The 26,357-nt window shown below is 44.0% G+C and carries 27 protein-coding genes; 13 read left to right on the top strand and 14 right to left on the bottom strand.

The annotated features are described in order from the left end of the window. Positions 1 to 2: 2 nt before the first annotated feature. Positions 3 to 908 carry a glycine--tRNA ligase subunit alpha gene (gene glyQ / locus V7R42_RS06540; protein ID WP_014996763.1) on the bottom strand — a complete coding sequence of 302 codons (906 nt, stop codon included), beginning with the start codon at positions 906 to 908 and terminating at the stop codon, positions 3 to 5. Between the two features lie 146 nt (positions 909 to 1,054). Here glyQ and V7R42_RS06535 point away from each other — a divergent pair, with 146 nt between their 5' ends. Next, positions 1,055 to 1,663, top strand: a complete 609-nt coding sequence (locus tag V7R42_RS06535; protein ID WP_334019413.1) for a DNA-3-methyladenine glycosylase I — start codon at positions 1,055 to 1,057, stop codon at positions 1,661 to 1,663. Between the two features lie 108 nt (positions 1,664 to 1,771). Here V7R42_RS06535 and V7R42_RS06530 read toward each other — a convergent pair whose 3' ends face one another. From V7R42_RS06530 to V7R42_RS06515, 4 genes are all read right to left on the bottom strand, one after another. Then, positions 1,772 to 2,233 (bottom strand): DUF2489 domain-containing protein, encoded by a 462-nt coding sequence (locus tag V7R42_RS06530; RefSeq protein WP_334019411.1) that lies wholly within the window; start codon positions 2,231 to 2,233, stop codon positions 1,772 to 1,774. Positions 2,234 to 2,251: 18 nt separating this feature from the next. Continuing rightward, entirely contained in the window at positions 2,252 to 2,755 is a 504-nt protein-coding gene (gene yihI, locus V7R42_RS06525) for a Der GTPase-activating protein YihI (protein ID WP_334019409.1), read from the bottom strand. A gap of 127 nt (positions 2,756 to 2,882) precedes the next feature. After that, entirely contained in the window at positions 2,883 to 3,584 is a 702-nt protein-coding gene (locus tag V7R42_RS06520; protein WP_334019408.1) for a class I SAM-dependent methyltransferase, read from the bottom strand. 300 nt (positions 3,585 to 3,884) lie between these two features. Continuing rightward, positions 3,885 to 4,508 carry a c-type cytochrome gene (locus tag V7R42_RS06515; RefSeq protein WP_334019407.1) on the bottom strand — a complete coding sequence of 208 codons (624 nt, stop codon included), beginning with the start codon at positions 4,506 to 4,508 and terminating at the stop codon, positions 3,885 to 3,887. 174 nt (positions 4,509 to 4,682) lie between these two features. On the opposite strand from V7R42_RS06515, the gene yihA reads away from it, so the two are divergent. Continuing rightward, complete coding sequence (yihA, locus tag V7R42_RS06510) at positions 4,683 to 5,318, top strand: ribosome biogenesis GTP-binding protein YihA/YsxC (RefSeq protein WP_014947722.1); 636 nt, start codon at positions 4,683 to 4,685, stop codon at positions 5,316 to 5,318. Positions 5,319 to 5,734: 416 nt separating this feature from the next. Here the strand turns inward: yihA and polA are convergent, their stop codons facing one another. Next, positions 5,735 to 8,527: a DNA polymerase I gene (gene polA / locus V7R42_RS06505; RefSeq protein ID WP_334019406.1), complete on the bottom strand. Its 2,793-nt coding sequence runs from the start codon at positions 8,525 to 8,527 to the stop codon at positions 5,735 to 5,737. Between the two features lie 421 nt (positions 8,528 to 8,948). On the opposite strand from polA, the gene elbB reads away from it, so the two are divergent. Both elbB and V7R42_RS06495 read left to right on the top strand, forming a co-directional pair. Then, positions 8,949 to 9,602 (top strand): isoprenoid biosynthesis glyoxalase ElbB, encoded by a 654-nt coding sequence (gene elbB / locus V7R42_RS06500; RefSeq protein WP_334019405.1) that lies wholly within the window; start codon positions 8,949 to 8,951, stop codon positions 9,600 to 9,602. A gap of 265 nt (positions 9,603 to 9,867) precedes the next feature. Continuing rightward, a complete protein-coding gene (locus V7R42_RS06495; RefSeq protein ID WP_334019404.1) occupies positions 9,868 to 11,319 on the top strand; it encodes a TrkH family potassium uptake protein in 1,452 nt (483 codons plus the stop codon). A 91-nt stretch (positions 11,320 to 11,410) separates the two neighbouring features. Here V7R42_RS06495 and V7R42_RS06490 read toward each other — a convergent pair whose 3' ends face one another. The 6 genes from V7R42_RS06490 to def all read right to left on the bottom strand — a co-directional run bounded on the left by V7R42_RS06490 (position 11,411) and on the right by def (position 16,964). Beyond that, positions 11,411 to 12,157, bottom strand: coding sequence for a complement resistance protein TraT (locus V7R42_RS06490; protein ID WP_334019403.1), 747 nt, complete (start codon positions 12,155 to 12,157; stop codon positions 11,411 to 11,413). A 35-nt stretch (positions 12,158 to 12,192) separates the two neighbouring features. Then, the gene (locus V7R42_RS06485; RefSeq protein ID WP_438823644.1) at positions 12,193 to 12,498 is read right to left on the bottom strand and encodes a hypothetical protein; all 306 of its coding nucleotides are present in this window, start codon (positions 12,496 to 12,498) and stop codon (positions 12,193 to 12,195) included. Positions 12,499 to 12,729: 231 nt separating this feature from the next. Continuing rightward, complete coding sequence (trkA, locus tag V7R42_RS06480) at positions 12,730 to 14,109, bottom strand: Trk system potassium transporter TrkA (protein ID WP_334019400.1); 1,380 nt, start codon at positions 14,107 to 14,109, stop codon at positions 12,730 to 12,732. 64 nt (positions 14,110 to 14,173) lie between these two features. Beyond that, entirely contained in the window at positions 14,174 to 15,493 is a 1,320-nt protein-coding gene (gene rsmB / locus V7R42_RS06475; protein ID WP_334019399.1) for a 16S rRNA (cytosine(967)-C(5))-methyltransferase RsmB, read from the bottom strand. 2 nt (positions 15,494 to 15,495) lie between these two features. Beyond that, the gene (gene fmt / locus V7R42_RS06470; protein ID WP_334019398.1) at positions 15,496 to 16,446 is read right to left on the bottom strand and encodes a methionyl-tRNA formyltransferase; all 951 of its coding nucleotides are present in this window, start codon (positions 16,444 to 16,446) and stop codon (positions 15,496 to 15,498) included. A gap of 8 nt (positions 16,447 to 16,454) precedes the next feature. Next, on the bottom strand, positions 16,455 to 16,964 hold the full coding sequence (def, locus tag V7R42_RS06465) for a peptide deformylase (RefSeq protein ID WP_159118805.1): 510 nt from the start codon (positions 16,962 to 16,964) through the stop codon (positions 16,455 to 16,457). Between the two features lie 216 nt (positions 16,965 to 17,180). On the opposite strand from def, the gene V7R42_RS06460 reads away from it, so the two are divergent. From V7R42_RS06460 to V7R42_RS06430, 7 genes are all read left to right on the top strand, one after another. After that, positions 17,181 to 18,254: a LysM peptidoglycan-binding domain-containing protein gene (locus tag V7R42_RS06460; RefSeq protein WP_334019397.1), complete on the top strand. Its 1,074-nt coding sequence runs from the start codon at positions 17,181 to 17,183 to the stop codon at positions 18,252 to 18,254. 39 nt (positions 18,255 to 18,293) lie between these two features. Next, on the top strand, positions 18,294 to 19,403 hold the full coding sequence (dprA, locus tag V7R42_RS06455) for a DNA-processing protein DprA (RefSeq protein ID WP_334019396.1): 1,110 nt from the start codon (positions 18,294 to 18,296) through the stop codon (positions 19,401 to 19,403). A gap of 1 nt (position 19,404) precedes the next feature. Then, a complete protein-coding gene (locus V7R42_RS06450; protein WP_025257120.1) occupies positions 19,405 to 19,881 on the top strand; it encodes a DUF494 family protein in 477 nt (158 codons plus the stop codon). Positions 19,882 to 19,966: 85 nt separating this feature from the next. Next, entirely contained in the window at positions 19,967 to 20,509 is a 543-nt protein-coding gene (locus V7R42_RS06445; RefSeq protein ID WP_334019395.1) for a DNA topoisomerase family protein, read from the top strand. 45 nt (positions 20,510 to 20,554) lie between these two features. After that, positions 20,555 to 21,160, top strand: coding sequence for a Sua5/YciO/YrdC/YwlC family protein (locus V7R42_RS06440; RefSeq protein WP_334019394.1), 606 nt, complete (start codon positions 20,555 to 20,557; stop codon positions 21,158 to 21,160). Beyond that, positions 21,157 to 22,089: an oxygen-dependent coproporphyrinogen oxidase gene (gene hemF, locus V7R42_RS06435; protein ID WP_334019393.1), complete on the top strand. Its 933-nt coding sequence runs from the start codon at positions 21,157 to 21,159 to the stop codon at positions 22,087 to 22,089. The genes V7R42_RS06440 and hemF overlap by 4 nt, the downstream gene beginning before the upstream one ends. A 232-nt stretch (positions 22,090 to 22,321) precedes the next feature. Further along, entirely contained in the window at positions 22,322 to 22,996 is a 675-nt protein-coding gene (locus V7R42_RS06430) for an OmpW family outer membrane protein (protein ID WP_334019391.1), read from the top strand. Between the two features lie 124 nt (positions 22,997 to 23,120). On the opposite strand, the gene V7R42_RS06425 is transcribed toward V7R42_RS06430, so the two are convergent. Next, complete coding sequence (locus V7R42_RS06425) at positions 23,121 to 23,552, bottom strand: group II truncated hemoglobin (protein WP_014947737.1); 432 nt, start codon at positions 23,550 to 23,552, stop codon at positions 23,121 to 23,123. On the opposite strand from V7R42_RS06425, the gene aroE reads away from it, so the two are divergent. Then, positions 23,551 to 24,390, top strand: coding sequence for a shikimate dehydrogenase (gene aroE / locus V7R42_RS06420; RefSeq protein WP_334019390.1), 840 nt, complete (start codon positions 23,551 to 23,553; stop codon positions 24,388 to 24,390). The genes V7R42_RS06425 and aroE overlap by 2 nt on opposite strands. On the opposite strand, the gene V7R42_RS06415 is transcribed toward aroE, so the two are convergent. After that, complete coding sequence (locus V7R42_RS06415) at positions 24,387 to 24,929, bottom strand: gamma carbonic anhydrase family protein (RefSeq protein ID WP_334019389.1); 543 nt, start codon at positions 24,927 to 24,929, stop codon at positions 24,387 to 24,389. The two genes, aroE and V7R42_RS06415, sit on opposite strands and share 4 nt — an antisense overlap. A 343-nt stretch (positions 24,930 to 25,272) precedes the next feature. Here V7R42_RS06415 and V7R42_RS06410 point away from each other — a divergent pair, with 343 nt between their 5' ends. Then, complete coding sequence (locus tag V7R42_RS06410; RefSeq protein ID WP_334019776.1) at positions 25,273 to 26,184, top strand: UDP-N-acetylglucosamine 2-epimerase; 912 nt, start codon at positions 25,273 to 25,275, stop codon at positions 26,182 to 26,184. The last annotated feature ends 173 nt before the right edge of the window (positions 26,185 to 26,357 follow it).

The raw sequence follows: 26,357 nt of genomic DNA, 5'->3' as shown, positions 1-26,357 counted from the left end.
GCTTATGCCTCCTTGTTACATAGTGGGAAGCCTAGTGCTTCACGTGCTTGGTAGTAGCTTTCTGCACATGCTTTGGCTAGCGTTCGAACGCGAAGAATATAGCGCTGGCGTTCGGTCACTGAAATAGCGTGACGTGCATCAAGTAAATTAAAAGCGTGAGATGCCTTCATCACCTGCTCATAAGCAGGAAGCGGAAGGTTATTTTCGATAAGCTTTTGGCTTTCTGCTTCACATTCGTCAAAGGTTCTAAACAAGGCTTCAACGTTGGCGTGTTCGAAGTTATACGTCGATTGTTCCACTTCGTTTTGATGGAACACATCGCCATAGGTGACTTTACCCATAGGCCCGTCAGTCCAAACCAGGTCGTATATACTATCTACGCCTTGAACGTACATGGCGAGTCGCTCTAAGCCGTAAGTAATTTCGCCGGTTACAGGCTTACACTCTAGACCACCTACCTGCTGGAAGTAGGTAAACTGTGTTACTTCCATACCGTTTAGCCACACTTCCCAACCTAGACCCCACGCTCCAAGCGTTGGTGATTCCCAGTTGTCTTCTACGAAGCGAATGTCATGAACCAGCGGATCGAAACCTAACTCTTTCAAAGAGCCCAAATACAATTCCTGAATATTATCAGGTGAAGGCTTCAGCATTACTTGGAACTGATAGTAATGTTGTAAGCGGTTTGGGTTCTCACCGTAACGACCATCAGTTGGTCTACGGCACGGTTGAACATAGGCGCTACTCATTGGCTCTGGACCTAAAGAACGTAGGAACGTCATAGGGTGAAAAGTACCTGCACCCACTTCCATATCCAGAGGCTGAATAATAACGCAGCCCTGGCGCGCCCAATAATCTTGAAGCGCAAGGATCAACCCTTGAAAGGTCTTAATATCGTATTTCTGCATACATCCGCTGCTTATTAGTTATCTGACTTAAAATAAAGGTGGGATAGTATACAATTTGTAAGGCATAGTATGTAGGTGTAAAAGGTGAAAAAACGTCACGAATAAGGCCAATATGCCACTTCACAACAAGGATTTAATCTTAAGCCATGCCCAATCAAACAAAAATAGAAAAAAATACGCCTTTGCATCGCTGTGGTTGGGTGAGCAGCGACCCTATTTATTTGGCTTATCATGATAACGAATGGGGTGTACCCGAGCTAGATAGTCGCGCATTGTTTGCTAAATTGTGCCTTGACGGTCAGCAAGCCGGCTTATCTTGGCTGACGATTTTGAAAAAACAGCAGAATTTTGAACAGGCATTCTACCAGTTCGACCCTGAAAAAATTTCGAAGATGGGCCCCACTGATGTCGACAGGCTTATGCAGGATAGTGGCATAATCAGAAACAAACTGAAAATAGAGTCGATTATCAAAAATGCCAAAGGTTTTTTAGATATCGAAGCCTCGCGGCCATTCAGTGAGTTCATTTGGCAATTTACAGATGGACGTACGGTCATTAATGCGTGGGATGAATTCAGGCAAGCACCCACATCAAACGATGTGTCAAAAGCAATGTCAAAAGCACTTAAAAAGCACGGATTTAATTTTGTAGGTGAAACGATTTGCTACGCTTTTATGCAAGCTGTAGGTATGGTCAATGACCACGAAGTAGGGTGTCATTGCTACGAGCGTACCTGCGAACTCGCGATAAAGTGACACAGTCATAACTGTGCTAAAAAAATGGCCGACTACATACTGTACTCGGCCATTTTCGATACTGATTGCGTCAGTTTTTATCTTTCAAATCAGCGTTGCGCTTACTCGTTATTTAGTGGCTACGAGTGTCTGGCAATACGCTTTCAGCGGTGGTAATTCGTCCAATACCTTAGATTCGTATTCCGATTCAATTTGCTCACGGGCTATATCTTGCTTTCTTCGCTCACTTTTTGGTAGCTGTTGCCTTGCTTCTAGAATAGCGAAACCACTTACCTCGGTAAAAAGCGCATGAACGTGGGGGTACTGCGCTTTAAAATCAGGAGGCGTGTTCAGCGGAAGCGCATTCAACAAGTTGACGATGCGAATAACACCTTCTGATAAATCACATTGCTGCTGCTCCATAGCTTTTGCTATCACTATAATACTGTCGGTAATAGTCGCAATGCGTGATTGCCTCGCTGCTTCTTGTCGTTCCTTTTGCTGCTTTAACATAAACAGCAGTTTGCCTGCGTAAAAACCAAGACCAACAATGATGAGTAGCGCGATGCCTGAAAGTACTGCCCAAAGCATGACTCTTTCCCGTTTTTATTAATGCTTAAAGTCGTCGATATTGATAGCGTCTAAATCATTAAACGGATCCATATCGTCGTCTTCATCATCTTCTTCTACTATTCCCAGCAGGTCACAAAGAATGCGATGTCGAGCCATCTTTTCATCTACATAAGTTTGTTGCTCACGGGTAAGCGGCTTGTCATCGTCAAGCTTATCGAGTAAATCAGATAAGCGTTGGTCTGCCTCGAGTGCAGCTAATTCTTGCGCTGGTGTCGCGTACTTCTTCTTTTGAGCTGGTGTAGGCGTCACTGCTTTCACAAGTTGAATAGGCTTTTTACTGCCGTGGCGCGGATCTTTATTTTCAGCACTCTTTTTGCCCGTGACTTTTTTCTGTTCAACATTGTGGCGACTACCGGCGGGCTTACCTTTATGCTTTTTAGGGCGAGGTGAGTCTGATTTACGGTTTTCGCTTGGTTTAAAGTCAGGATCTTTACGAACGCCTATTAGGCCGACTTTACGTGATTTCTTTGAACGTGCCATAATTTCCAAATAACAAAGAGAGTGAAAAAACAACGCTATTATAGCGCGAATTAGTGTCTACGTATTGATCTTTGGTTATGCGGAGCAAAATCAATAGACGAAAAATAAAGTTTTACGGAAATCTGTTTTAGCGCTTTTTCATAAGAACGACATCGTTGGCAGGGAAACTGACCTCATAGCCATCTCTTTGTGCCAAGTAATGAAAGGTTGCTTCGCTGAAAAAACTGACGTGGGTGATATCGTTTTTATAGTGCCAATTTGCGAACCTGGCTTTATCAAGTACGCGCTTGGTCATGATGGCAAGAACGCCACCAGAAACTACGAGTTTGTTAAATAGCGCCCACTCCTCATGAGGGACGTGAAAGTGTTCGATAGCCTCTGTACATGTCACTACGTCATAGGTTTGCTCAAGTACCGATAAGTTGTTTGCATAGAAGGGATCGTAAATATTCATCCTAACGCCTTCTTCTTCTAGCATACTGGCTAAAACTGGCGCTGGACCACAGCCAAAATCCAAACCGGCAAGCTCACTGTCTTTCGCACTTTCTATAAAAGGTGTAAGTGGTGTTAAAACCTTTCTTAAAAACTTTCGATAACCCTTGTCTTCGAAACTGTTTTCATGAAGATCATATTCTTGTTTTTCTACTTCTTTTGATGGCAAAAATTCAGGAGATATATAAACCAGTTTGCAATGATTACATTGAAGGTAATCGCGCTTTTTATCTGAATGATAATGAGATGATGCGTTAACACTTTGGCATAAAGGACAAAACATAGGAAAGTGAACAATAATAAAGAGGCTAAAAAAGAAAAAGGTGATGGTTCTCACCATCACCTTACATTGTATGAGTGTCAGATGACACCTCTCCCGTTATACACCTCTATGTGTATTTTGCTTCCCTAGCCGTGCTCCCCTTATTTTTATTGTTAGCAGAGCTGTATTGTTGTTTTTGGCCCTCGTGGCTCTTTATCCCGTCTTCCATGCTGCATTTTTATTATTATTCTTGTTATTTAGCTTGTAGCTTTTCAAAGGCACCTACAAACTACGCCGTTAGATTACACGAATAATTTCAAAATACAACTTTTCCGGTAACAAATTTTTAACAACAACGTGCAGAAACGGTAATGCTTAGTGTAAGCCCGCGATATAGTTAGATAAAATCTCAATATCTTCGTCGGTTAATTTCATCGCAATATCACGCATCATGCCGTTCATATCATTGTGACGCTGCCCTGAACGGAATGCTTTCAATTGAGCGGCAGTGTAAGTTGCATGTTGACCGCTGATGTCAGGGAAACCTGCTAAGCCCATACCGTTACCCTTAGGCCCGTGACAAGCAATACATGCTGTTACGCCTCGAGACTCGTCTCCACCTTGGTACAATGCACGGCCAGCTTCAACGTATTGCTCTGGTGTTTCACCCGCTTTCGGCTCTTGGCTTGAGAAATACGCGGCTAAGTCTTTCATGTCTTGCTCAGAAAGTGGGGCAGCCATGCCGTTCATCACAGCATTGTTACGACCTTCCTCGCCACCTGTTTGAGAGGCAAGTTTAAATTCGGTTAATTGCTTAACGATGTACTTCTCATGCTGGCCAGCAATCTTTGGGTTCATGTCAATCATGCTATTACCATCAGGGCCATGACAGGCTGCACATACTGCAGATTTCGCTTTACCTGCCTCGGCGTCGCCTTCTGCTATAGCAGTTGCGCTTAAACCTAAAGACATACATACCAACAAACACAGTTTTTTCATAATAAATCTCTTAAATGGATCCAACGGCTCGCGTGATATACGTGATATCATGCGTATTTTACACATTTAACGCGTCAGAAAAACCTATTCCATGATAAAACTATGGTTTTTAGTTGGTTTATTCATTAAAAAACTGTAAACCGAAGGTTGAGACGCATGTGGAGGTAAGTCTAGATGTCGTATTACACCAAAGCAAAATTCTTTACGAGTGCACCAGACATTCGTCATTTAAAAAATGATACCGGAATTGAAGTTGCCTTTGCTGGTCGCTCAAATGCAGGTAAATCGAGTGCACTTAACACGTTAACTCGCCAGAAAAACTTAGCTAGAACAAGTAAAACGCCCGGACGCACCCAATTGATTAATGTCTTTGAATTAGAAGAAGACTTACGCTTGGTTGATTTGCCTGGATATGGTTTTGCAAAAGTACCTGTCGCTATGAAAAAGAAGTGGCAAGCGTCACTTGGTGAGTATCTGCAAAAGCGTAAATCACTTAAAGGCTTAGTGGTATTAATGGATATTCGTCATCCTTTTAAAGATTTAGACCAAGATCTTATTCACTGGGCAGTAGCGTCGAATATACCGGTACTGGCTCTTTTGACCAAGGCCGACAAATTGAAAAGCGGTAAGCGCAAGGCGCAGTTGTTAATGGCCCGTGAAGCGGCGATGGCATTTATGGGCGATGTAACGGTACAAACCTTTTCGTCATTAAATAAGCATGGTTTGCCTGAGTTAGAGCGTATCTTGGATACGTGGTTTGGCTTAGATAAACAAGACGAAACAGAAGAGTCTGATAGCGAAGTACAGTAGCGCAATTTACCCTTACCGTTTTTGCTGATCTGACGTGCCCAATGAATAGGTATGATGGGGTGTTAGAAAAAAGAACGCCCCGCATAGAGCGAGGCGTAAACTGAGAGAAAACACATAAAAACCGTAGATATAGAGTCGTGATAAATAGAGAAGTTCAGAAAAATTAAAATAAAATTCGCTTTATTTTCTAAGTTTATGATATTTATGGCTTATTTATTTTCTGCATATATAAAAAAACCCCGACAAAACTGTCGGGGTTAAAGCAAAGGTTTGAAAACAGCTTTCTCACCTCTGTACCCTACATGTGTAATATTACAACAAAGCACAGAAAAGGCAAGGGTGTTATGTAATTAAATTACCAAATTTAATGAATATAACGCGCCTTTTAATGTAAAAACTGTAATCTAATTACCAAACTAGTGCGCTTCATCCCAGTTTTCGCCCACACCTGCCTCAACAACCAGCGGAACATTTAGCGTAGCTGCGCTTTCCATAAGAGCAGTAATAGTAGAGACATAGGTTTCCACTTTGTCTTCTTTTATCTCAAAAACCAATTCATCGTGTACTTGCATCATCATGGTCACATCATCAGACGCATTTTTTCTTATCCAATCGTCAACTTTAATCATCGCCATCTTAATAATGTCTGCCGCCGTGCCTTGCATCGGCGCATTTATCGCTGCGCGCTCTGCGCCTTTTCTACGTGCACCATTGCTGGCTTTAATGTCAGGCAAATAAAGTCTGCGACCAAATACGGTTTCAACATAACCTTTTTCTTTCGCGCTCTCACGCGTTGAATCCATGTACTCAAGTACGCCTGGGTAGCGTTCAAAGTAAAGGTCCATATATTTTTGTGCTTCGTTACGCGGAATATTAAGTTGCTTTGACAATCCAAATGCACTCATGCCGTAGATAAGACCAAAGTTAATCGCTTTTGCACTGCGACGCTGTTCAGTGGTTACTTCATCAAGTGGCACACCAAAAACTTCCGCTGCGGTTGCTTTATGAATATCTTTACCATGCGCAAAGGCATCTAACAGACCTTTATCGCCAGAAAGGTGCGCCATAATGCGCAGCTCAATTTGTGAGTAGTCGGCTGCGACGAACTTATTTCCTTCTCTTGGTACAAATGCCTGACGTACGCGGCGACCTTCCTCATTTCGGATAGGGATGTTCTGTAAGTTAGGATCGGTGGAAGAGAGTCGTCCTGTTGCCGTTACTGCTTGGTGATAAGAAGTATGCACTCGACCCGTACGATGATTGATCATCTTAGGAAGTTTATCCGTGTAGGTATTCTTTAGCTTGGTTAGGCCACGGTATTCCATGATCTTCTTCGGCAACAAGTACTCAAGCGCAAGTTCTTGCAGTACGTCCTCAGAAGTAGACGGCGCCCCTTTAGGCGTTTTCTTGATGATCGGTAGCGACATTTTTTCGAACAAGACATGTTGAAGCTGCTTAGTAGAACCTAAGTTGAATGGCTCGCCAGCTTCCTCATGTACTTCACTTTCAAGCTCGGCAATCCGGGTGGCAAGATCCTGGCTTTGCTGACGCAGCCTTTGGCTGTCTATCAATACACCTTCCTGTTCCATACGAGAAAGTACACAGGCTAGGGGGACTTCAACATCTATTAGTAGGTTTTTAAGCTCAGGAATATCTTTTAACTTAGTCCAAATGGCGTTGTGTAAGCGAAGCGTGATATCAGCATCTTCCGCAGCGTACGGGCCAGCTTCTTCAAGACTTATTTGATTAAACGTTAACTGTTTTGCACCTTTACCTGCAATCTCCTCAAAGTGAATAGTTTTATGACCAAGGTAGGCTAGGGCAAGTGAGTCCATATCATGGCGCTGCGCAGTACTGTTTAGTACATAGCTTTCAAGCATGGTGTCAAAGCCGATGCCGTTTAAGGTAATGTCATAGTTCGCTAACACATTTTTGTCGTATTTTATGTGTTGACCTACTTTGATCACGGTGTCCGATTCTAAAATAGACTTTAATGCGTCTAATACAAATTCTCGTGATAGCTGAGCGGGTGCATCGGGGTAGTCGTGAGCAACAGGCACATAAGCTGCTTCACCTTCCTCTATACAAAATGAAACACCAACTAACTCCGCATCCATGTAGTTAAGGCTGGTTGTCTCGGTATCAAAAGCGATTAGTTCGGCTTTTTCTAGCTTCGCTACCCAAGTGTTAAAACGCGCCTCATCAAGTACGGTCTCATACTTCGACTTATCTATCTCTACCGATTCACTTTGTTCGCTCTCTTCTGCGCTATCGCTCTTTTCCTCGTTGGCGTTTGCGTTGGCACTAGAGGTATCTCCGCCGGCTACAAGCGCGCTTACTTCCGCGTGCCAGCGTTTGAACTCGTATTCGGCAAACAGATCGCGAAGTTGTTCGTTATCGGCCTGACACGGCATTAACGTCTCAACGTCGTAGTCAAGGTCAAGATCGATACTGATAGTAGCTAGGGTATAAGAAAGCCGAGCTTGCTCTTCGTATTCCTGCATTTTAGCCGCCATCGACTTACTGCCTCTAAACGACAGATCTGCAATTTTATCCAGGTTCTTATATATGTCGTCGATACCGCCAATACCGTTTAACAAGGCTTGAGCACTTTTATCACCTACACCAGGTACACCTGGAATGTTATCGACTTTATCGCCCTTAAGCGCAAGGAAGTCGATCACAAGCTCTGGTGGAATACCAAACTTCGTATTTACACCTTCGACATCCATCAGTTGGTTTGTCATGGTGTTGATTAAGGTGACATGTTCATTTACCAGCTGCGCCATGTCTTTATCGCCGGTGCTGATAAGGGTATCAATACCTTTTTCTGTGGCGTGTTTGGCTAACGTGCCAATCACGTCATCAGCTTCTACACCCGATTCAACAATAACAGGTAAACCCATTGCCTTAATGATGGCGTGCAACGGTTCGATTTGGCTTCTTAGCTCATCCGGCATCGGAGGACGGTTCGCTTTGTACTCTTTATAGATGTCATCGCGAAAGGTCTTGCCTTTAGCATCAAAAATCACCGCCATATGTGTGGGGTTGTATTGTTTGATCAAGCTTTTAAGCATGTTCACAACACCATAAATAGCACCGGTGTCTTGGCCTTTTGAGTTGGTTAATGGTGGTAAACCGTGAAAGGCACGAAAAAGATATGACGATCCATCGACAAGAATAAATGGAGGCTTTTTAGAATCAGGCATAGATGGCGATTTTCCAATAGAGAATATGAGCGCAAGGATGCCACAGGCTAGGGCAGATCGCCATATCGTGAAGGAACATTAAGGTCGATAGCGGATCGCATTTCGCCTGTGGATAACTTTGTGATCTAAAATTTTGGGCACAGTGATCCGGATGATCTTTGTCAAGTTAAAGGTCACCTTTCAAATCAAGAAAAATAAGGGAATGAGACTTAGGTGTGAAAACAGCGTACCTGCTACTTACCATTCCATTTTATGTGGATAACTTGGTGTACGTTTATTTTTGGTTTAACCAAGTTGGTCAAGTAATGTAGCATAACCATTAACAATGTATACACGTATTATTAAGAACTTTTTTTGAACAGTTGTGTGTTTAATAGCCAAATTTTGAATAAGTAGATGGCATAGCGTCTAGGAGGACAACATGAAACAAGTAGCCGTTATTTTAAGTGGTAGTGGTGTGTTTGACGGGGCTGAGTTACACGAAGCGGTATTGACACTTTTAGCCATTGAGCAAGAAGGTGCGTCTTACCAGTGTTTTGCTCCAGATGTAAACCAACTGCATGTAGTCAATCACTTAACCGGTGAGGTATCAGAAGTTGAAACCCGAAATGTGTTAGTAGAATCGGCCCGTATTGCCCGAGGTGATATAAAACCCGTGACTGAGTGCGACGTAACTGCTTTTGACACACTTATTTTACCTGGTGGCTTTGGCGCTGCGAAGAACCTATGCACGTTTGCTGTAGACGGTGAAAATTGTACCTTTAACGAAGAGGTGCTGACAGTGTGCAAAGCCTTTGCACAAGCTAAAAAGCCCGCAGCGTATGCGTGTATTGCACCTGCGCTAGCCGCAAAAGTGTATGGCAACAAAACTAAACTGACTATTGGCAATGACGAAGCCACGGCTGGTGGATTAAATGCTTTAGGGGCAACCCATGTAGAGTGCCCGGTTGATGAGGTGGTTGTTGATAATGACGCAAAGCTGGTAACTACGCCTGCTTACATGTTGGCGCAAAGCATTAGTGAAGCCAATGCGAGTATTACTAAGATGGTTAAAACCGTGCTTGCTATGAAATAGAAAACTAAAAAATAAAAGTGGTTGGTTTTTTCCTAGTGAAAAGATCAGGTGCCTTTATGTGTAATTAGCCTAATGTAGTGGGGAGACAAAGGTTTCCCCTTGTTGATTATAGTCCTATAATCAAAACCCTATGTGTAACGTATAGGGTTTCATCTACCTTGTTTCACGTAGATAGATTCGCTTTTTGAAACCATATCAAAAAGCACATTGTAACTAGGGCTCAGTAGTCCTTATGCGCACTATAAAAATAAAGGCATAACAAACAATGCACTACCGTGCCATCATACGAATACTTGGGTTATTAATTGCGCTTTTTAGCGTAACCATGATCCCTCCTGCTATCGTGTCGTTGATTTATCAAGATGGCAGTGGCCTGCCTTTTATCCTTGCATTTATATTTTGTGTTATCGGCGGTATGGCATTGTGGTACCCCAACCGTCAGCAGAAAAATGACTTAAGAGCACGAGAAGGGTTTCTGATTGTTGCGCTGTTTTGGTCAGTACTAGCAAGCGTGGGGGCAATTCCACTTATCTTGTTAGAGCAACCAAGCATGACGGTGACCGACGCTTTCTTTGAGTCATTTTCTGGCCTAACTACAACTGGGGCTACGGTTATCGAGGGGATAGATTTTCTTCCTCATTCTGTACAGTTTTATCGTCAACAGCTTCAGTGGTTGGGCGGCATGGGTATCATCGTACTCGCGGTTGCCATTTTACCTATCCTTGGAGTAGGGGGCATGCAGCTTTATCGTGCAGAAACGCCTGGCCCAGTTAAAGACAATAAAATGACTCCGCGTATTGCCGATACGGCAAAGCATTTGTGGTACATCTACCTATCCATAACCATTGCATGTGCCGGTGCATACTGGCTTGCGGGAATGAATGTTTTTGATGCTATTTGCCATTCTTTTTCAACGGTTGCTATTGGCGGCTTTTCAAACCACGACGCCAGCTTAGGCTATTTTAATAGTCCTATGGTAAACGTGGTGTGTACCGTGTTTTTGCTTATTGCAGCGTTAAACTTCTCATTACACTATGCGGCGGTGAGCTCTCGTTCGGTTAAAGGCTATTTTAACGATCCCGAGTTCAAGGCGTTCTTTATCATTCAAGCCTCACTCATCGGGATTTGTTTCTTAGTACTTACATTATCAGGCTACTATAGCTCTGCAGAGCAGGCACTGGATCAAGCAATGATTCAAGCTGTTTCCATTAGCACCACAGCAGGGTTTGCTACCACCGATTTTTCTGTATGGCCTACATTTCTTCCAATTATGCTTATTTTCTCAAGCTTTATTGGAGGGTGCGCGAGTTCCACGGGTGGTGGCTTAAAAGTAGTGCGCGTGTGCTTATTATTTTTACAGGGCAAACGTGAAGTTGATAGGCTTATCCATCCGAAAGCGGTATACAGCGTAAAGTTTGGCGACCGTGCCATGCCCGACAGAGTGGTAGAAGCCGTATGGGGCTTCTTTTCGGCTTACGCCGTAGTGTTTGTCATTATTATGATAGGCCTTATCGCTACAGGGTTAGACAACCTAAGTGCCTTTACCGCTACTGCGGCCATGCTGAATAACTTAGGCCCTGGCTTGGGAAGCGTAGCTGCAAACTATGCTGATGTTACAGATGCGGGCAAATGGATACTTGTTATCGCTATGGTGTTTGGTCGTCTTGAAGTGTTTTCATTACTGGTGCTGTTCTCGCCCACTTTTTGGCGAAGCTAAATCGCGGTGAATGTGATAGCGAGCGAGTGTGAATTATCTGAAAGTTATGAAGTTTAGTAGCCACGGAACGTGGCTACTAGTATACACAGTGTTAGAAAAACGATGCCATTGCGTAAGCTGTTTTATCAAACATCAAAGGCTGCGCTTCTTCTAATTCAAGGTTAGCTTTATTTGCTGTAGTTACTACACGCGTGCGATATTCTTTCTGATTTGATACTTCAGATGAAGTTTGTGTTGACGCTCCATCATCTGAAATCTTTGTATTAATTTTCGAATCCTTACGAACGATTACCCCTTTTTTGGCTCGTTCTTTAATTTGGATATCTGCTACTAAGAGATAGGTTACATCTTTAACCATTGCATTTGCAGCAGTAGATACCAATCCGCCAATAATACCGCCAGCTGCGGCTTCACGATATCCGCCGCCTCCAGCGTAAGCCGCCGCTGAACCTATCGTCACGCCTTGAAACCCTGATGAAAGGTAGTTTTCAGCGGCTGAAGGGGATGCTTTTTCAAGGTTACGTACGAAAACGCTCATGGTGTACTGTGCGTCATCAGGAGAGTCTACAAAGGTATAGCCATTGCCACTGCTCGATATTTGGTTGTTTAGCGCAGTTCTAAAAGCGTTTCTATCAAATTCCATCACTGCAGAACGCACTTCTAGGTAAATTTTGCGTTTTTCTGGTGGTACAGGATCAACAAAAACAGACGTGCTCAGTTTGGTTTGTACGTCCAAATCCTTCTTCGCAATTGAGGTATGCACCGCGGCGCATCCACTAAGGGCTAATAGGGTAATAGTGAGAACAACAGCTTTTAGATTGTTAGTCCATATGTTCATGGTAATTCCTTATAAAAAGAGTGTACTTGTTAAAATTAGTAGTAACGTCCGTAATAACGGTAGTAATATCGACAGTTGCGGTACTCGCGCCAATTGTAGCGAAGTAAATCGCGGCAAGTATAACCAGGGCGCCAGTTAGTTCCTTGATATTCTTGGGGCTTCTCCCCTTTTTCTAGCATGCTCTTTATATATGCATCGACTTCTTCCGGCTTTTCCGCAAGGAAAGGTTTAGACATAACTTCAGCGTTCAGCTGAGCCTGCAGTTTCGCAAGTTCGTCCTCTTCAGAGGATTGAGAGAAAGCATGTGTTGAGAACACAACACAAAACGCAGCCAAAAGTATATTTCGGGAATCGATTATTTGTGTTCGTAAGGAAGGTTGTGAAGAGCGATATCTAGGCATGTCCGTCATTCCTTTAACGTATTAGATAGATTTAGTATGTACCAAAAAGCGGCGAATTGGTAGGCGAAAATCCAAATATTGTCTATTTTTTAGCACACGAATTTGCGCTGCTATTTAGCGTTTGAAAGATTAAATTATAACTCTATGATTTGGTAGCGCATAGTCATTTTGTTAACCAAAGAAAAATGCGCTGGGCTGGAACAGCTTTTCCACATCGTTGATGTACTTCTTATCAACCAAGAACAAAATGACATGGTCGTTTGCTTCAATCTTGGTATCGCTGTGGGCAATAATCACCTGTTCGTCACGAACAATTGCGCCTATTGTTGTGCCTGGAGGTAATTTAATATCGCCAATCTGTTTGCCAACCACTTTCGATGTATTTTCATCGCCGTGCGCTATCGCTTCAATAGCCTCGGCAGCACCTCTTCGCAACGAATACACGTTTACAATGTCACCGCGGCGTACGTGAGTCAGTAGCGCCGAGATAGTGGCTTGTTGAGGTGAAAATGCGATGTCTATCTCACCGCCTTGCACCAAGTCCACATAAGCACTTCGCTGAATAAGCACCATGGCTTTCTGCGCACCCATGCGCTTTGCCAGCATGGCTGACATGATATTTGCTTCATCGTCGTTGGTAACGGCTATGAAAGCGTCGACTTGCTCAATGTTTTCTTCACTTAGCAATTCAGGATCAGACGCGTCGCCGCTGAATACAATGGTTTTATCTAAGTTCGCAGATAAATATTTGGCCCTTTCTGGACTGTATTCAATAAGCTTAACGTTATGATTGTGCTCTAACTTTTTCGCTAGGCCTGCACCAATCAAGCCACCACCGGCTATCATAATTCGTTTGTAGCTTGATTCGAGTTTTTGAAGCTCACTCATTACTGCACGAATGTGCTTGGTAGCGGCAATAAAGAATACTTCATCATCGGCCTCAATAACCGTTGTACCTAATGGTCGAATAGGGCGGCCGCGTCGGTAAATGGCAGCAACCCGAGTTTCAACGTTAGGCATGTGGTCTTTAAGCGCAGATAACGCGTGCCCTACTAATAAACCGCCATAATAGGCTTTAACCGCCACAAGACTGGCTTTACCTTCGGCAAACTCTACAACTTGCAGTGCGCCCGGGTAGTCGATAAGACGTTTGATGGCCTTAGTTACCAACTGCTCAGGAGCGATAATGTGGTCAACGGGAATGTCTTGCTGCTTATATAGCTGCTCTTGGTAAATGATGTATTGTTCAGAGCGCACGCGAGCGATTTTAGTGGGTGTTTTAAATAGGCTGTAGGCCACCTGACAGGCCAACATATTGCTTTCATCACTATTGGTTACGGCAATCAGCATATCGGCATCTTCCGCACCGGCCTTACGCAACACGTCAGGGTGTGACCCCACGCCCGTTACTACTTGTAAATCAAGGCGGTCTTGAAGTGCGCGCAATATAGTGGGGTCAGAGTCAATAACCGTTATTTCGTTATTCTCACCCACTAAGTTTTCAGCAAGTGTTCCGCCTACTTGGCCGGCCCCTAAAATGATGATCTTCATCGTTATTATTTTGCCTTCATATTCGTGCAAGTCTTAACTGTGTGACGTTGCACAACTATTGAACTCATTCTGCTGACTTTACCAGCCTCGCATAATAGAAACCATCCATTTGTTGCTCCCCTGGTGTTATCTGACGTCCAGGTTTTTCGACGGTTTCGGTTTTTAGTATGGGCGATAATGTGGCATCTGGCGTGTCGGCTAAAAACTGCTGTATTTGCGCCATGTTCTCTTTCGGTAAAATAGAACAGGTTGCATAGAGTAGCGTGCCTCCGGGCTTTAATACGCCCCAAAGCGTGTCTAATATACTGCGTTGAAGCTTTGCTAAATTATCAATGTCGTTGGCTTTTCGAAGCCAGCGAATATCTGGGTGACGTCGAATCACGCCGGTAGCAGAGCAGGGGGCATCCAGTAATATTCTGTCGAAGGGCTTTCCGTCCCACCAGGTATCAGGATTAGCAGCATCACCCTGCTTAATATCGACAGAGTGCTTAAGGCGAGTCATGTTTTCTTCTACCCGTTTTAGGCGTGTAGCATCAGCATCAAGCGCTAATACGTACTGTGTATCAGGTGCAGACTCAACAATGTGTCCTGTTTTTCCGCCCGGCGCGGCGCAACAGTCTAGAATGCGTTCATTCGCTTGAGGCTGTAGGTAGTGCGCAGCTAATTGCGCTGCCCCATCTTGTACCGCAAAGTGACCTTTTTCAAAACCAGGCAGGGCAGTAATGTCTTCTCGCTTAGTCAGAATTACGGCATCAGCATGGTTTTCGCTAAGGGTATATTCAACCCCTGCTTTATTTAACGCTTGAGTAAATGCTGCTAAGGATGTTTGCAGCTTATTCACACGAAGCCAAATGGGCGCCATAGCGTTAGTTTCACTACGTACTTGCTCTGCATCGGCGCCATAAGCATCTTCTATTGCCTTGAACAACCACTTCGGTAAACCGCTGTTTATGATGGCATCGTCTACACGTTTGTCCGCAAGGTTCTCTCGCTGAAAGTTACGCAGTACCGCATTAACTAACCCTTTTAACCCTGCGGCATTTAAATAAGACGCTGCGGCGACGGTTTCGCCAACGGCTGCGTGGTTGCTAACGCGGGAAAAATTAAGCTGGTACAAACCAAGAAGAATAAGATGTTCTATGACCTTCTTGTTGCCTTTTAGAGGTCTATCCAACAGAGAGCGTAGCCAGTGTTGTAAAAGGGGCAGGCGACGCATAACCCCTAACGACATCTCTTGAAGCCATGCGTTATCTCTAGCGTTGTGTCTGCGCTGAACGCGTTCTAGGCATTCTCGAGATGACTTGCCTTGTTCTAAAATTTGGTAGATGACCCACGCGCAATCTGCTCGCAGGTTCTTTTGTTTGGGAAGGGGTAATGGTTTCACGTTTAGTCCGCTTGTGTCAGACAACGACCCACTTCAAACCACGTTTGGCGAGCATTGATAACGTCTGACGCTGGAAGCGCCTTTTTGCCAGAAATTTGAAGTGATGTAATGCAAAGCGCATCGCGTCCTGTAGCGATAGTAATGCCTTCTTTATTGGCACTGATTACCGTACCGGGCTTAGCATTTTTATTTAACGGAACTACGCTGGCAGACCATACCTTTACATTCTGCTCTTCAACCTGCATCCACGCTACAGGCCAAGGGTTGAAGGCGCGGATATTTCGTTCAATTTGCTTCGCATCGTCTGCCCAATTAATAAGGGCTTCTTCTTTTGATAGCTTTTTCGCGTAGGTCGCTTGAGTGTCGTCTTGTTTGGTGGGCGTGTAACGATCAAATTCACTAACGACCTCAACCAACGCTTGTGGTCCTAGCTCTGCAAGCTTTTCATATAAGGTGGCGCTGGTATCTTCAGATGTAATAGGTAATGTTGCTATGTGCAGCATGTCACCCGTATCTAAACCTTCGTCCATTTGCATTATGGTTACGCCAGTCTCTGCGTCACCCGCCCAGATTGAACGCTGGATTGGTGCGGCGCCTCGCCATTTGGGCAGTATAGAACCGTGCACGTTAATGCACCCTAGCTTAGGTGCATTTAATACTGCGGTAGGCAGTATCAGCCCATAAGCAACCACCACCATTAAATCGGCATTAAGCGACGCTAATTCTTCCTGGGCTTCTTTCGCCTTTAGCGATTGTGGCTGGTATACGGGAATGGCGTTTTCTTCTGCTAATACTTTAACCGGACTGGCGGTGAGCTTTTTACCTCGTCCGGCGGGTCTATCAGGCTGTGTGTAAACAGCAATGACCTCGTGCTCACTCTCTATCAACGCTGATAGATGTTTAGCTGCAAAATCCGGAGTACCGGCAAAAATCACTTTCAATGGAGTTGTCACGTTATTCCTTAGGCTTTTGCCGCAAGACGCGCTTCTTTTTCAAGCTTTTTACGAATGCGTTGGCGCTTAAGCGGTGAAAGGTAATCAATAAACAATTTACCTTTTAGATGATCCAGCTCGTGCTGAATACAAATCGCTAACAAACCTTCTGCATCCAACTCAAAGCTTTCGCCGTTTTGATCTAGCGCTTTTACTGTAATTGCTTCGGCGCGCTCAACTTTGGCGTAGTTGCCTGGTACAGACAAACAGCCTTCTTCGCTAATTGTTGAGCCTTCTTTGCGAATAATTTCAGGGTTAATAAATACGCGTGGCTCGTTTTGATCTTCCGATACGTCCATTACAACAACTTGAACGTGGCGGTTAACTTGCGTTGCAGCAAGGCCAATACCGTTCTCGTCTTTCATGGTTTCGAACATGTCCGATACCAATTGTTTAATTTCATCGTTAACTTCTTCAACCGGCTTAGCTACCGTGCGAAGACGTTCATCAGGAAAACTTAATACGTCTAAAATTGCCATTTCTCGCTTACTTCACCTTTTCGCTGTATAAATTCATATACGATCTAATTGCCAGCACACTTTACAGTGCTTATTAAGTTACTATTCTAACGTATATCGGGTTGTTTCGTGCAGTTTTTTACCGGAACCCTATTAGAATACCTAGTTATGCCGATATAGTGCTATTGTCTGAAAAAACAACAACAAGTGACAGTGAATAATTTGCAGGTGGTTAATTTGAAAAAGCGATTAATTTACGCACGTCGTGCAGCATTGTTTATCTTAGGTATACTGCTTTCCTTGCCTGCCTTCGCGCTGCAACTAAAAGAGAGCGCACCAGATACTTACACGGTTAAGCGTGGAGACACGCTATGGGCAATCGCTAACGTTTTTCTCAATGAGCCTTGGCTGTGGCCAGAATTATGGCGCACAAATACACAAATTGATAATCCACACCTTATTTATCCCGGCGATGTCATTGTTGTTGGGTATGTCGATGGACAGCCTGTATTGAGCGTAAAGCGCGACAAGCCCTCCTACAAGCTGACTCCTTCTACCGATAAGCGAGTAAAGACAAAACCTGTCGATGTGTTGCCGTGGACATCTGTCTCGCCTTTCATAAGACAACATATGTTGCTGAACGAAGAGAGTTACGCCTCGCTACCGAGATTGTTGGGTAATCAGGATGGAAACGTAAGATTTGCCTCTGACGACTTTGTTCTAAGCCAGCAACAGTTCAGTACTGACGATCAGTATAGAGTGGTAAGAAAGCACGCTACTATTACCAATCTTGATGGAGAAATTCTTGGCATTCAGGTCACACATGTCTCAACGGCGTCGTTAGTGGAAAAAGATGAAGCAAGTAATACGATGTTGCTTTTCATCGATGATGCGAATCAAGAAGCAAAGCGCGGCGATAAACTTATGGCTGGCGGTTTCTCTCATCCTGAAGATTTTGAGCTTGTGCCCGCGACTTTACAAAGAGGTGCTGTTGTCGGAGATCTGCACGATCATGATTTACTTGGCAAGTACGACGTTGTCATCCTTGATTTAGGAAGTATAGACGTTGCGCCAGGTACCGTGCTGGGGCTCTATTCTCAAGGTCCTGCCATTATTGAAGAAGAAAGCCCGCGCTATGTCGATGAGCCCGGCGCTAGTACTAGTGGCGAGTGGTTTATCGAAACGGTATCGCAACCAGCGCTCAAAGTGGGTGAAGTGGTTGTGTTTAAAACATTCAATGCGGCAAGTTACGGATTAATAACGCGAGCGAACAAAGGGATAAAGCGCGGCTTCATTGTCGCAAAGCCTTAAGCGCTGCATGGTTCATTGTCGCTCGCATTAGGAGCGATAATGTCCCTACAATCTTCTCAGTTAGACAGCGAAGCATTAGCATGGATTACGCTGGCTTCCGCTCAGTCTGTATCGCCTAAACTCTGGTTAAAGGCTCTTGAACAGTATCAACTTTCTTCTGTCGAATTGGCCAGAAATGGGCTATCACTGCCTGACGATATCAAACAACTGACTAAGAACATATCGCCATCTCTCGTTGATGCAGCCACAAATTGGCTGCAAGCGAGTGATAATAGACATATCGTGCCGCTGTCATCATCTTACTACCCTGAATTACTTAGGCAACTAGACAGCCCGCCATTAGTATTGTTTGCCACCGGAGATAAAGCGCTATTTCAAAAACAGCAAATTGCTATAGTTGGAGCCAGAAGGGCCAGCCACCAGGGCAAGCGTATCGCAAGCGATATCGCTTTGGAGTTATCCAATAACGGTATCGTAGTGACGAGCGGCCTCGCAATGGGCATTGATAGCGCCGCACACCAGGGTGCATTGTCTGGCACTACGGGAACTATTGCAGTAATGGGAACGGGGCCTGAAAAGGTATATCCCGCCAAAAACAGTAAGCTTTATGAATCAATCAATAACGATGGAGGAGTTACCGTTACAGAATTCTTTCCGGGACAAGGCCCCAAGCCTTGGCATTTTCCCAGGCGAAACCGAATTATCGCAGCGTTATCGCTAGGAACACTAGTAGTAGAGGCAAAAATTAAGAGTGGCACCTTGATAACTGCGAATTTGGCCGCAGATATGGGGCGAGAAGTATTCGCTGTGCCAGGCAATATCCTTCATGCGTACTCTGAAGGTTGCCACTGGTTAATCCAACAGGGCGCAAAGTTAGTAACTAATACAAACGATATTCTAAATGAAGTTGGGGTTCAGTCTGCACAGTTGGGCTTGAATGTTGACGAGCAAAACGAAAAAAGTACAGCGAATAGCTTGGCAACCGATAAATTATTAGCTAGTGTGGATTATGACATCACCGCTATTGATGTCATAGCCCAGCGCAATGCCTTATCTGTATCGCAAGCAATGGCGTCATTATTAGAATATGAGTTGCGTGGTTTGGTAGCCGCTGTCCCTGGCGGTTACGTTAAATTGAGGGGAAAATAATATGTTCGATATCCTCATGTATCTGTTTGAAAACTTCATTCACAGTGAAACGGAAATTCGTGTTGACCAAGACGAGTTAACGGAAGAGCTTGTGCGCGCAGGATTTCATCACGATGAGATTTATAAAGCCCTCGCATGGTTAGAAAAGTTAGCGGCACTTCAAGAGACGGACATCAAACCGTATTTTTGTAAAGGTATTAGCACTAGCTTAAGCCGTATTTACACCCACGAAGAACAAATGCGTCTAGATGTAGAGTGTCGCGGCTTCCTGATGTTCTTAGAACAGGTCAATGTATTAGATGCGTCTACACGTGAAATGGTGATAGATCGCGTTATGGAAATTGATTCTAGTGAATTTTGCTTGGAAGACCTGAAGTGGGTTGTGCTAATGGTACTATTCAACGTACCTGGCAAAGAGAAAGCCTACGCACAAATGGAAGATCTTTTGTTCGAAGAGCCAGATGGTGTTCTGCATTAATGCAGTTGTAGCCACTGGCATTTAAATCTTTACTTAAAAATGCGCTGTGAAATTACGGCGCGTTTAAGGCCTTAACGTCCAATACATGTCTAAAATAGACCATTCACTTTTTTCTGCTCACGAGCATGCTCTTGATGATAATTTCGGAGATTGCCCTGAGTGCGGTAAACCTCTTCATATTAAGAACAGTAAATCGGGCCCTTTTATCGGGTGTACAGGCTATCCTGAATGTAGTTTCAGTAAGCCACTTCACGATAAGCAAACCACTATACTTAAAACCTTGGAAGGTGTAGCCTGCCCTGAGTGCGCATCCGACTTAGCCATAAAGAAGGGTCGGTTTGGCATGTTTATCGGCTGTACTAATTTTCCATCATGTCATCACATAGAGCCCATTAAAGAAAAAGAAGATACTTTAGTGGATTGCCCAAAATGTAAGAAAGGGCATCTGATCTCGCGTACTAACAAATACGGCAAACAGTTTTTTGCGTGCAACCATTATCCACAATGTCGATATGTGCTAAATTTCACGCCAGTAAATGAAAGCTGCCCAGACTGCGGTTGGGGAGTATTGATAGATAAAAAGGGGCAGCTACAGTGTCCTCAGCCTAGTTGTGGCTTTAAAAAGTAATTATACGAACAACTAAACGAAGAACTATACGTAGAGATTAAAACCATGTCTGATACCCAAAATGGGAACGTAGATACGTTTACCCCCGTTGAGGCTAATTCAACTGAAGTAGACCCTGTTGTTGCCGCATTTCAAGCGGGAAGTTTAATCGTTTATCCAACCGAAGCGGTAATGGGCATTGGATGCGACCCAGATAATGAAGTCGCAGTAAATGCGCTGTTAGAGATAAAACAGCGGCCTGTGGAAAAAGGCGTGATCTTAATCGCTGCGAATTACAGCCAGCTACTGCCTTATGTTAACGACAACGCCATTCGCCCTGACAGACGCACCGATATTTTTTCAAGTTGGCCAGGGCCTAACACCTGGTTGTTGCCCAAATCGGCGTCGGCACCTGCGTGGTTAACGGGAAAGCACAGTAAAATAGCGGTGCGCGTTACTAATCACCCTGTGGTAGTGGACTTGTGTAATAAACTAGGAAAACCATTAGTTTCTACCAGCGCTAACTTAACCGGCCAACCGCCGGCTACCACTACTGAAGAGGCAAAAGCCGTATTCGCTGATTCCGTTTTCTACGTTGATGGTGCAGTAGGCGGTGCAACTAAACCCAGTATCATTCGCGATGGTGACACAGCAGAGGTAATAAGAGCATGACATCAGCAGAATTACTGGACGGTAAAAATGCCGCTGAAGTAATAGAGCAAGTAAAAAGCTATCTACTAGGGCTGCAGGACACAATCTGCCAAACCCTCGAGCTCGCCGACGGAAAAGGTCAGTTTGTTGAAGATAGCTGGCAGCGTGAAGAAGGTGGCGGTGGCCGTTCTCGAGTATTAAAAAATGGTGCGGTGATTGAACAAGGCGGCGTTAACTTTTCCCATGTGTTTGGCAGTCAAATGCCTGCATCAGCAACGGCTAATCGACCTGAATTAGCAGGAAGAAACTTTCAGGCCATGGGGGTATCACTCGTTATTCATCCACATAACCCGTATATCCCAACATCTCATGCTAATGTTCGCTTTTTTATTGCAGAAAAAGAGGGCGAAGCACCTATTTGGTGGTTTGGCGGCGGCTTCGACTTGACGCCTTTTTATCCGTTTAAAAATGACGTTTTGCATTGGCATGACACTGCGAAGAAGTTGTGCAAACCATTTGGCGATGATGTCTACCCTAAGTACAAAAAGTGGTGCGACGACTACTTTTATTTAAAGCATCGCCATGAAACTCGCGGCGTGGGTGGCTTGTTTTTTGACGACCTTAATGAATGGGGCTTTGAACAGTCATTTGCGTTTATGCAGGCCGTTGGCAATGGCTTTATCGATGCTTACGTTCCTATTGTAGAGCGTCGTAAGCAAACCGATTTTGGCGAAAGAGAGCGTGATTTTCAACTTTATCGGCGAGGCCGCTACGTTGAATTTAATCTAGTATTTGATCGCGGCACTTTATTTGGGTTGCAAACTGGCGGTCGTACGGAGTCCATTTTAATGTCAATGCCGCCACTTGCCCGCTGGGAGTATTGTTATACACCTACCCCAGGGAGCGCCGAAGCTAAGCTTACAGATTGGTTAAAACCCACCGATTGGTGATGATTTTTCAACTAGGCAGCGTTAAGATTCTAAAGTTTACTGCCTATAACAGCACGAATCTTTAATGACTAAAAAACGCCGTATTAACGTTAATGCGGCGTTTTTTTGATCTACATCAAGGTTGAATATCATCAGTGTTTCAGTGAGTTATCAAGCTTGCGCTGGATCAATGTTTCTCTTAACCACAGGCGTAAAGTAACGCCATCTTAGTTAAAAACAAAAGAGACACATCATGCGCAAACACACTTTATCTGCACTTTGCCTTACACTTGCTGCACTTTCACCTTTAGCTAGCGCTCATCAACAGGGCGACTGGATTGTTCGTGGAGGTGTTACTACAGTTGCTCCTGACGAATCGACTTCTAACATCGTCGCGGGTGGAACTGATCTTGGCGTGGCCCTTAATATCGATAACGATACTCAACTAGGTTTAAATGTAGCGTACTTTATTACTGACAACATTAATATCGAGCTGCTTGCCGCAACACCCTTTAAGCACGACGTTAATTTTTCTGTTGCTGACCCGTTAGGTACAGGCAACCAGCTTGGTGAGGTAACGCACCTACCTCCAACGCTTACTGCGAACTACTATTTTAATGATGCCAGCTCTGCGTTTCAGCCGTACATTGGTGCAGGTATCAACTATACCTTTATCTTTGATGAAGAGTTTACAGGTGCGAATGAAACAGCTGGCTTAAGCGACCTATCGCTTGATAATTCATTTGGCTTATCGGCACAGGTGGGAATGGATTACCAAATTGATACCAAATGGCATGTCAATGCATCGGTTCGATTCATTGATATAGATACCGAAGCAACCTTCAAAGTGGGTGATGCTGCTGGAAAGGTAAGTGATATTGAAATAGATCCTTGGGTGTATACCTTATCGGTGGGTTACACATTCTAATTCTTAGTTTCACGCCTTATTAACTATTAGGCTTTCACAATTGCACTACTTTATGCGCCATAAAGAGCGTAGACAGTAACAGGGGAGTTGCGCGTTAAAAGGTTAATCCTTTCAACGCGCTTTTTTATTTTGTATTCACCATGTGATTGGCGAGTTGATCAAGTGCGTCTATCAACTGTTGAGCTAAGGCGATATCTTCAACCGTTTTAAACATGGCTTTTCGCATGCAATACATCCACTGCGCTTTTAACTCTGGTGTTACGGTATAAGGTAGGTGGCGTGCACGCAGACGCGGGTGGCCATACTGCTGCTGATAATCATCAGGACCACCAAGCCATAAACTTAAATATAGAAAGAACACGTGGCGAATTCTGTCTAATGGCTGGGGGTGAATAGCTAGCAGTTCATTGGCGAGTGGATCGGTTTCCATTATGTCGTAAAACGTATTTGCTAATTCCCGTACTTTCTCCTCTCCACCTATACGTTCATATGGTGTACTCTGCGAAGCACGATTATCGCTTTTCTTCTTTATATTAAATAAGTCTCGTATTCCCATGAAAAAATTCGCTGTATTCGGAAATCCTATTGCACAGAGTTTATCACCAACTATCCATCAAATGTTTGCTGAACAAGTGGGAGAAAAGATTTCTTATGAAAAGATACTTGCGCCAGTAGACGGTTTTGTAGATGCCGCCAACGCGTTTTTAGCTCAGGAAGGCGCGGTAGGTTGTAACGTCACCATGCCTTTTAAGCTTGATGCATTCAACTTGGCAAAGGTAGATGACCAAGCAGCCAAAGATGCACAAGCTGTTAATACGCTAATGAATGGTGACAGCGGTGAAATATGGGGATTCAACACTGATGGTGTAGGGCTGGTAAACGACTTGCTTAACAGCGGTGTGGAAATTAAGGGTAAGCGCGTGTTGCTTATTGGTGCCGGCGGCGCAGCCCGTGGCGTAATCTCCCCGTTATTAAAAGCAGGGGCCGCCTCTTTAACCATCACCAATAGAACCAAAGCGAAAGCAGAGGAAGTGGCAGGTGCCGCTTCAAACGCTAAAGTGCAGGTGGCTGCGCTTGAAGATATCGCAGATGTTGCGCCTCATATTATTATTAATTCAACTGCCGCCAGTTTAAGCAATGAATTGCCGTGCCGTTTAAATGATGGTGTTTTACAAAACTGTGAAGTGGTGTACGACATGGTTTATAAAAACTCACCCACGCGCTTTATGAGAGATGCGGCCGAACTTGGTGTTAAGACACAAATCGATGGGTTAGGGATGCTGGTTGAGCAAGCGGCTGAAGCTTTCTACATATGGACACAAAAGCGCCCCGATACTTCAGATATTGTAAAACGTGTCAGGGCTATCGTTGAGCAAGGTGAGAAGCGACACTAGTTCGCTTCTTCAAGGTACTCATCTTTCAATACAACATAGTTAACGGCAGACTGTTTCAGGAATGCCATTTCAGCGTCGTTGAGTGGTCTTTTCTTTTGCATGGGGTTTCCCACGTAAAGAAATCCGCTTTCTAACCTTTTGTTCGGCGGTACTAATGTACCTGCACCAATAAACACATCGTCTTCAACAACAACACCATCCATTACAATAGCGCCCATGCCAACGAGAATTCGATTACCCAACTGGCAGCCGTGCAGCATACACTTATGCCCAACGGTAACGTCCTCACCAATAATAAGTGGGAAGCCGTTGGGGTTTTTCTCAGATTTACGGGTAACGTGTAAAACACTGCCATCTTGAATATTAGAACGGGCACCAATACGAATTTTGTTCACGTCGCCACGAGCTGCAACCAGCGGCCAAATACTCGCATCATCTTCTAAAACTACATCACCGACGATTCTTGCCGAGCCATCAACATAGACATTCTTTCCTAACGTAGGAGAAACACCTTTAAAACTATCAATCGTTTTATGCATTACACACTCATATAAATTGCGCAGAAAGTGAATTACGCAAACTCTAACAGCAATACAGATGACTTGGTACTAGTAGGGTGGTTACAGAGCCTATCTGTAATGCTCTTAGCAACAGGTAACTATAATGAGTTGCAACACGCGAAAAGGAGGGTAGTAAATCACAAAGAGAAAAATGATAATGTAGTTTGCTAATAGAATTTATCGAGACGTTGTAATGCCCAAGCGCTATGTATTTTTCACTGCTCTTTCCTATGCGTATCCTATTTATAGACCACTACAAGAGGCCATTAGGGCTAGAGGTGACGAAGTAGCGTGGTTTTTGGAAGGAGAATGTCCCGATCTATTGAAGCCTGATGAAATTCGCCTTCATACTATTAATGATGTTATTGAATATAACCCCTTAGCCATATTTGCGTGTGGAAATATCATCTATCACTTTTTGCCAGGAATAAAGGTATCAGTATTTCACGGTTATCCGATTGGCAAGCGAGGGGAGAAGAGTAGCGCTACAGACGATCATTTCTCTATTCGCGGGTGGTTTGATATGTACTGTACTCAGGGGCCAAGTAGCACAGAGTATTTTAAGCAGCTTGAGGCAAAGCATCAGTTTTTTAAAGTGTACCAAACAGGTTGGGCGAAAGTGGATGACTACTTTTCTTCATATAAGAATGAAAACGATGTTCCCACTATTCTCTACGCCACCACATTTTCAAAAGGCATTACCTCTGCTCCTGTACTTGTCGACACAATAAGTAGGTTAGTGAAAGTAAAAAAATGGAATTGGCGTTTAACATTTCATCCTAAACTCAACGATCAAGCACTATTAAATAGATATCGTGCAATAGCAGATGAAAATAGTAACGTTACCTTTGTCGATAATGTGCGTCTTGAAGACTTTCAGCAATCAGATGTCATGTTGTGTGACAGCAGCTCTATAATTTTAGAGTTTATGATGATGAACAAACCTGTTGTTACGTATCGCAATACTAACCCTGGACAACATTTACTTAATGTCACAGAAGTAAGCGAAGTAGAAAACGCAATTGAAACTGCATTAATGCAACCGGCATCATTAATGAAAGAGGTTAATGACTTTGCCCATTATCATGAAGCTTATAGAGATGGACGTAATTGCGAACGTATTTTAGATGCTGTCGATGACTTTAATAGTAACTATAAAGGTAAGATAAAAGCTAAGCCGCTTAACCTGTGGCGCAAGTTCAGGTTAAGGAATAAGCTGAAATACTGGAAATAGTTGGTATTTTGAGCGTTCAAAACGAATATGACACTTTTTTTAAAATAAGTGTTGACGTGAGCGCTCATTTCCCTAAAATGCGCATCCGCTTCGGGGAGAAAGCAAAACAGCAAGCCTCCTGGAGTAAGTCTCTACTACCTTTATAGGCCAGTAAAGACGGGAGTTTAGAAGAG

It is taken from the genome of Alteromonas sp. S015, from assembly GCF_036864485.1.
Taxonomy (GTDB): Bacteria; Pseudomonadota; Gammaproteobacteria; order Enterobacterales; family Alteromonadaceae; genus Alteromonas.
This window is presented reverse-complemented; position numbering and strand designations above follow the sequence as displayed.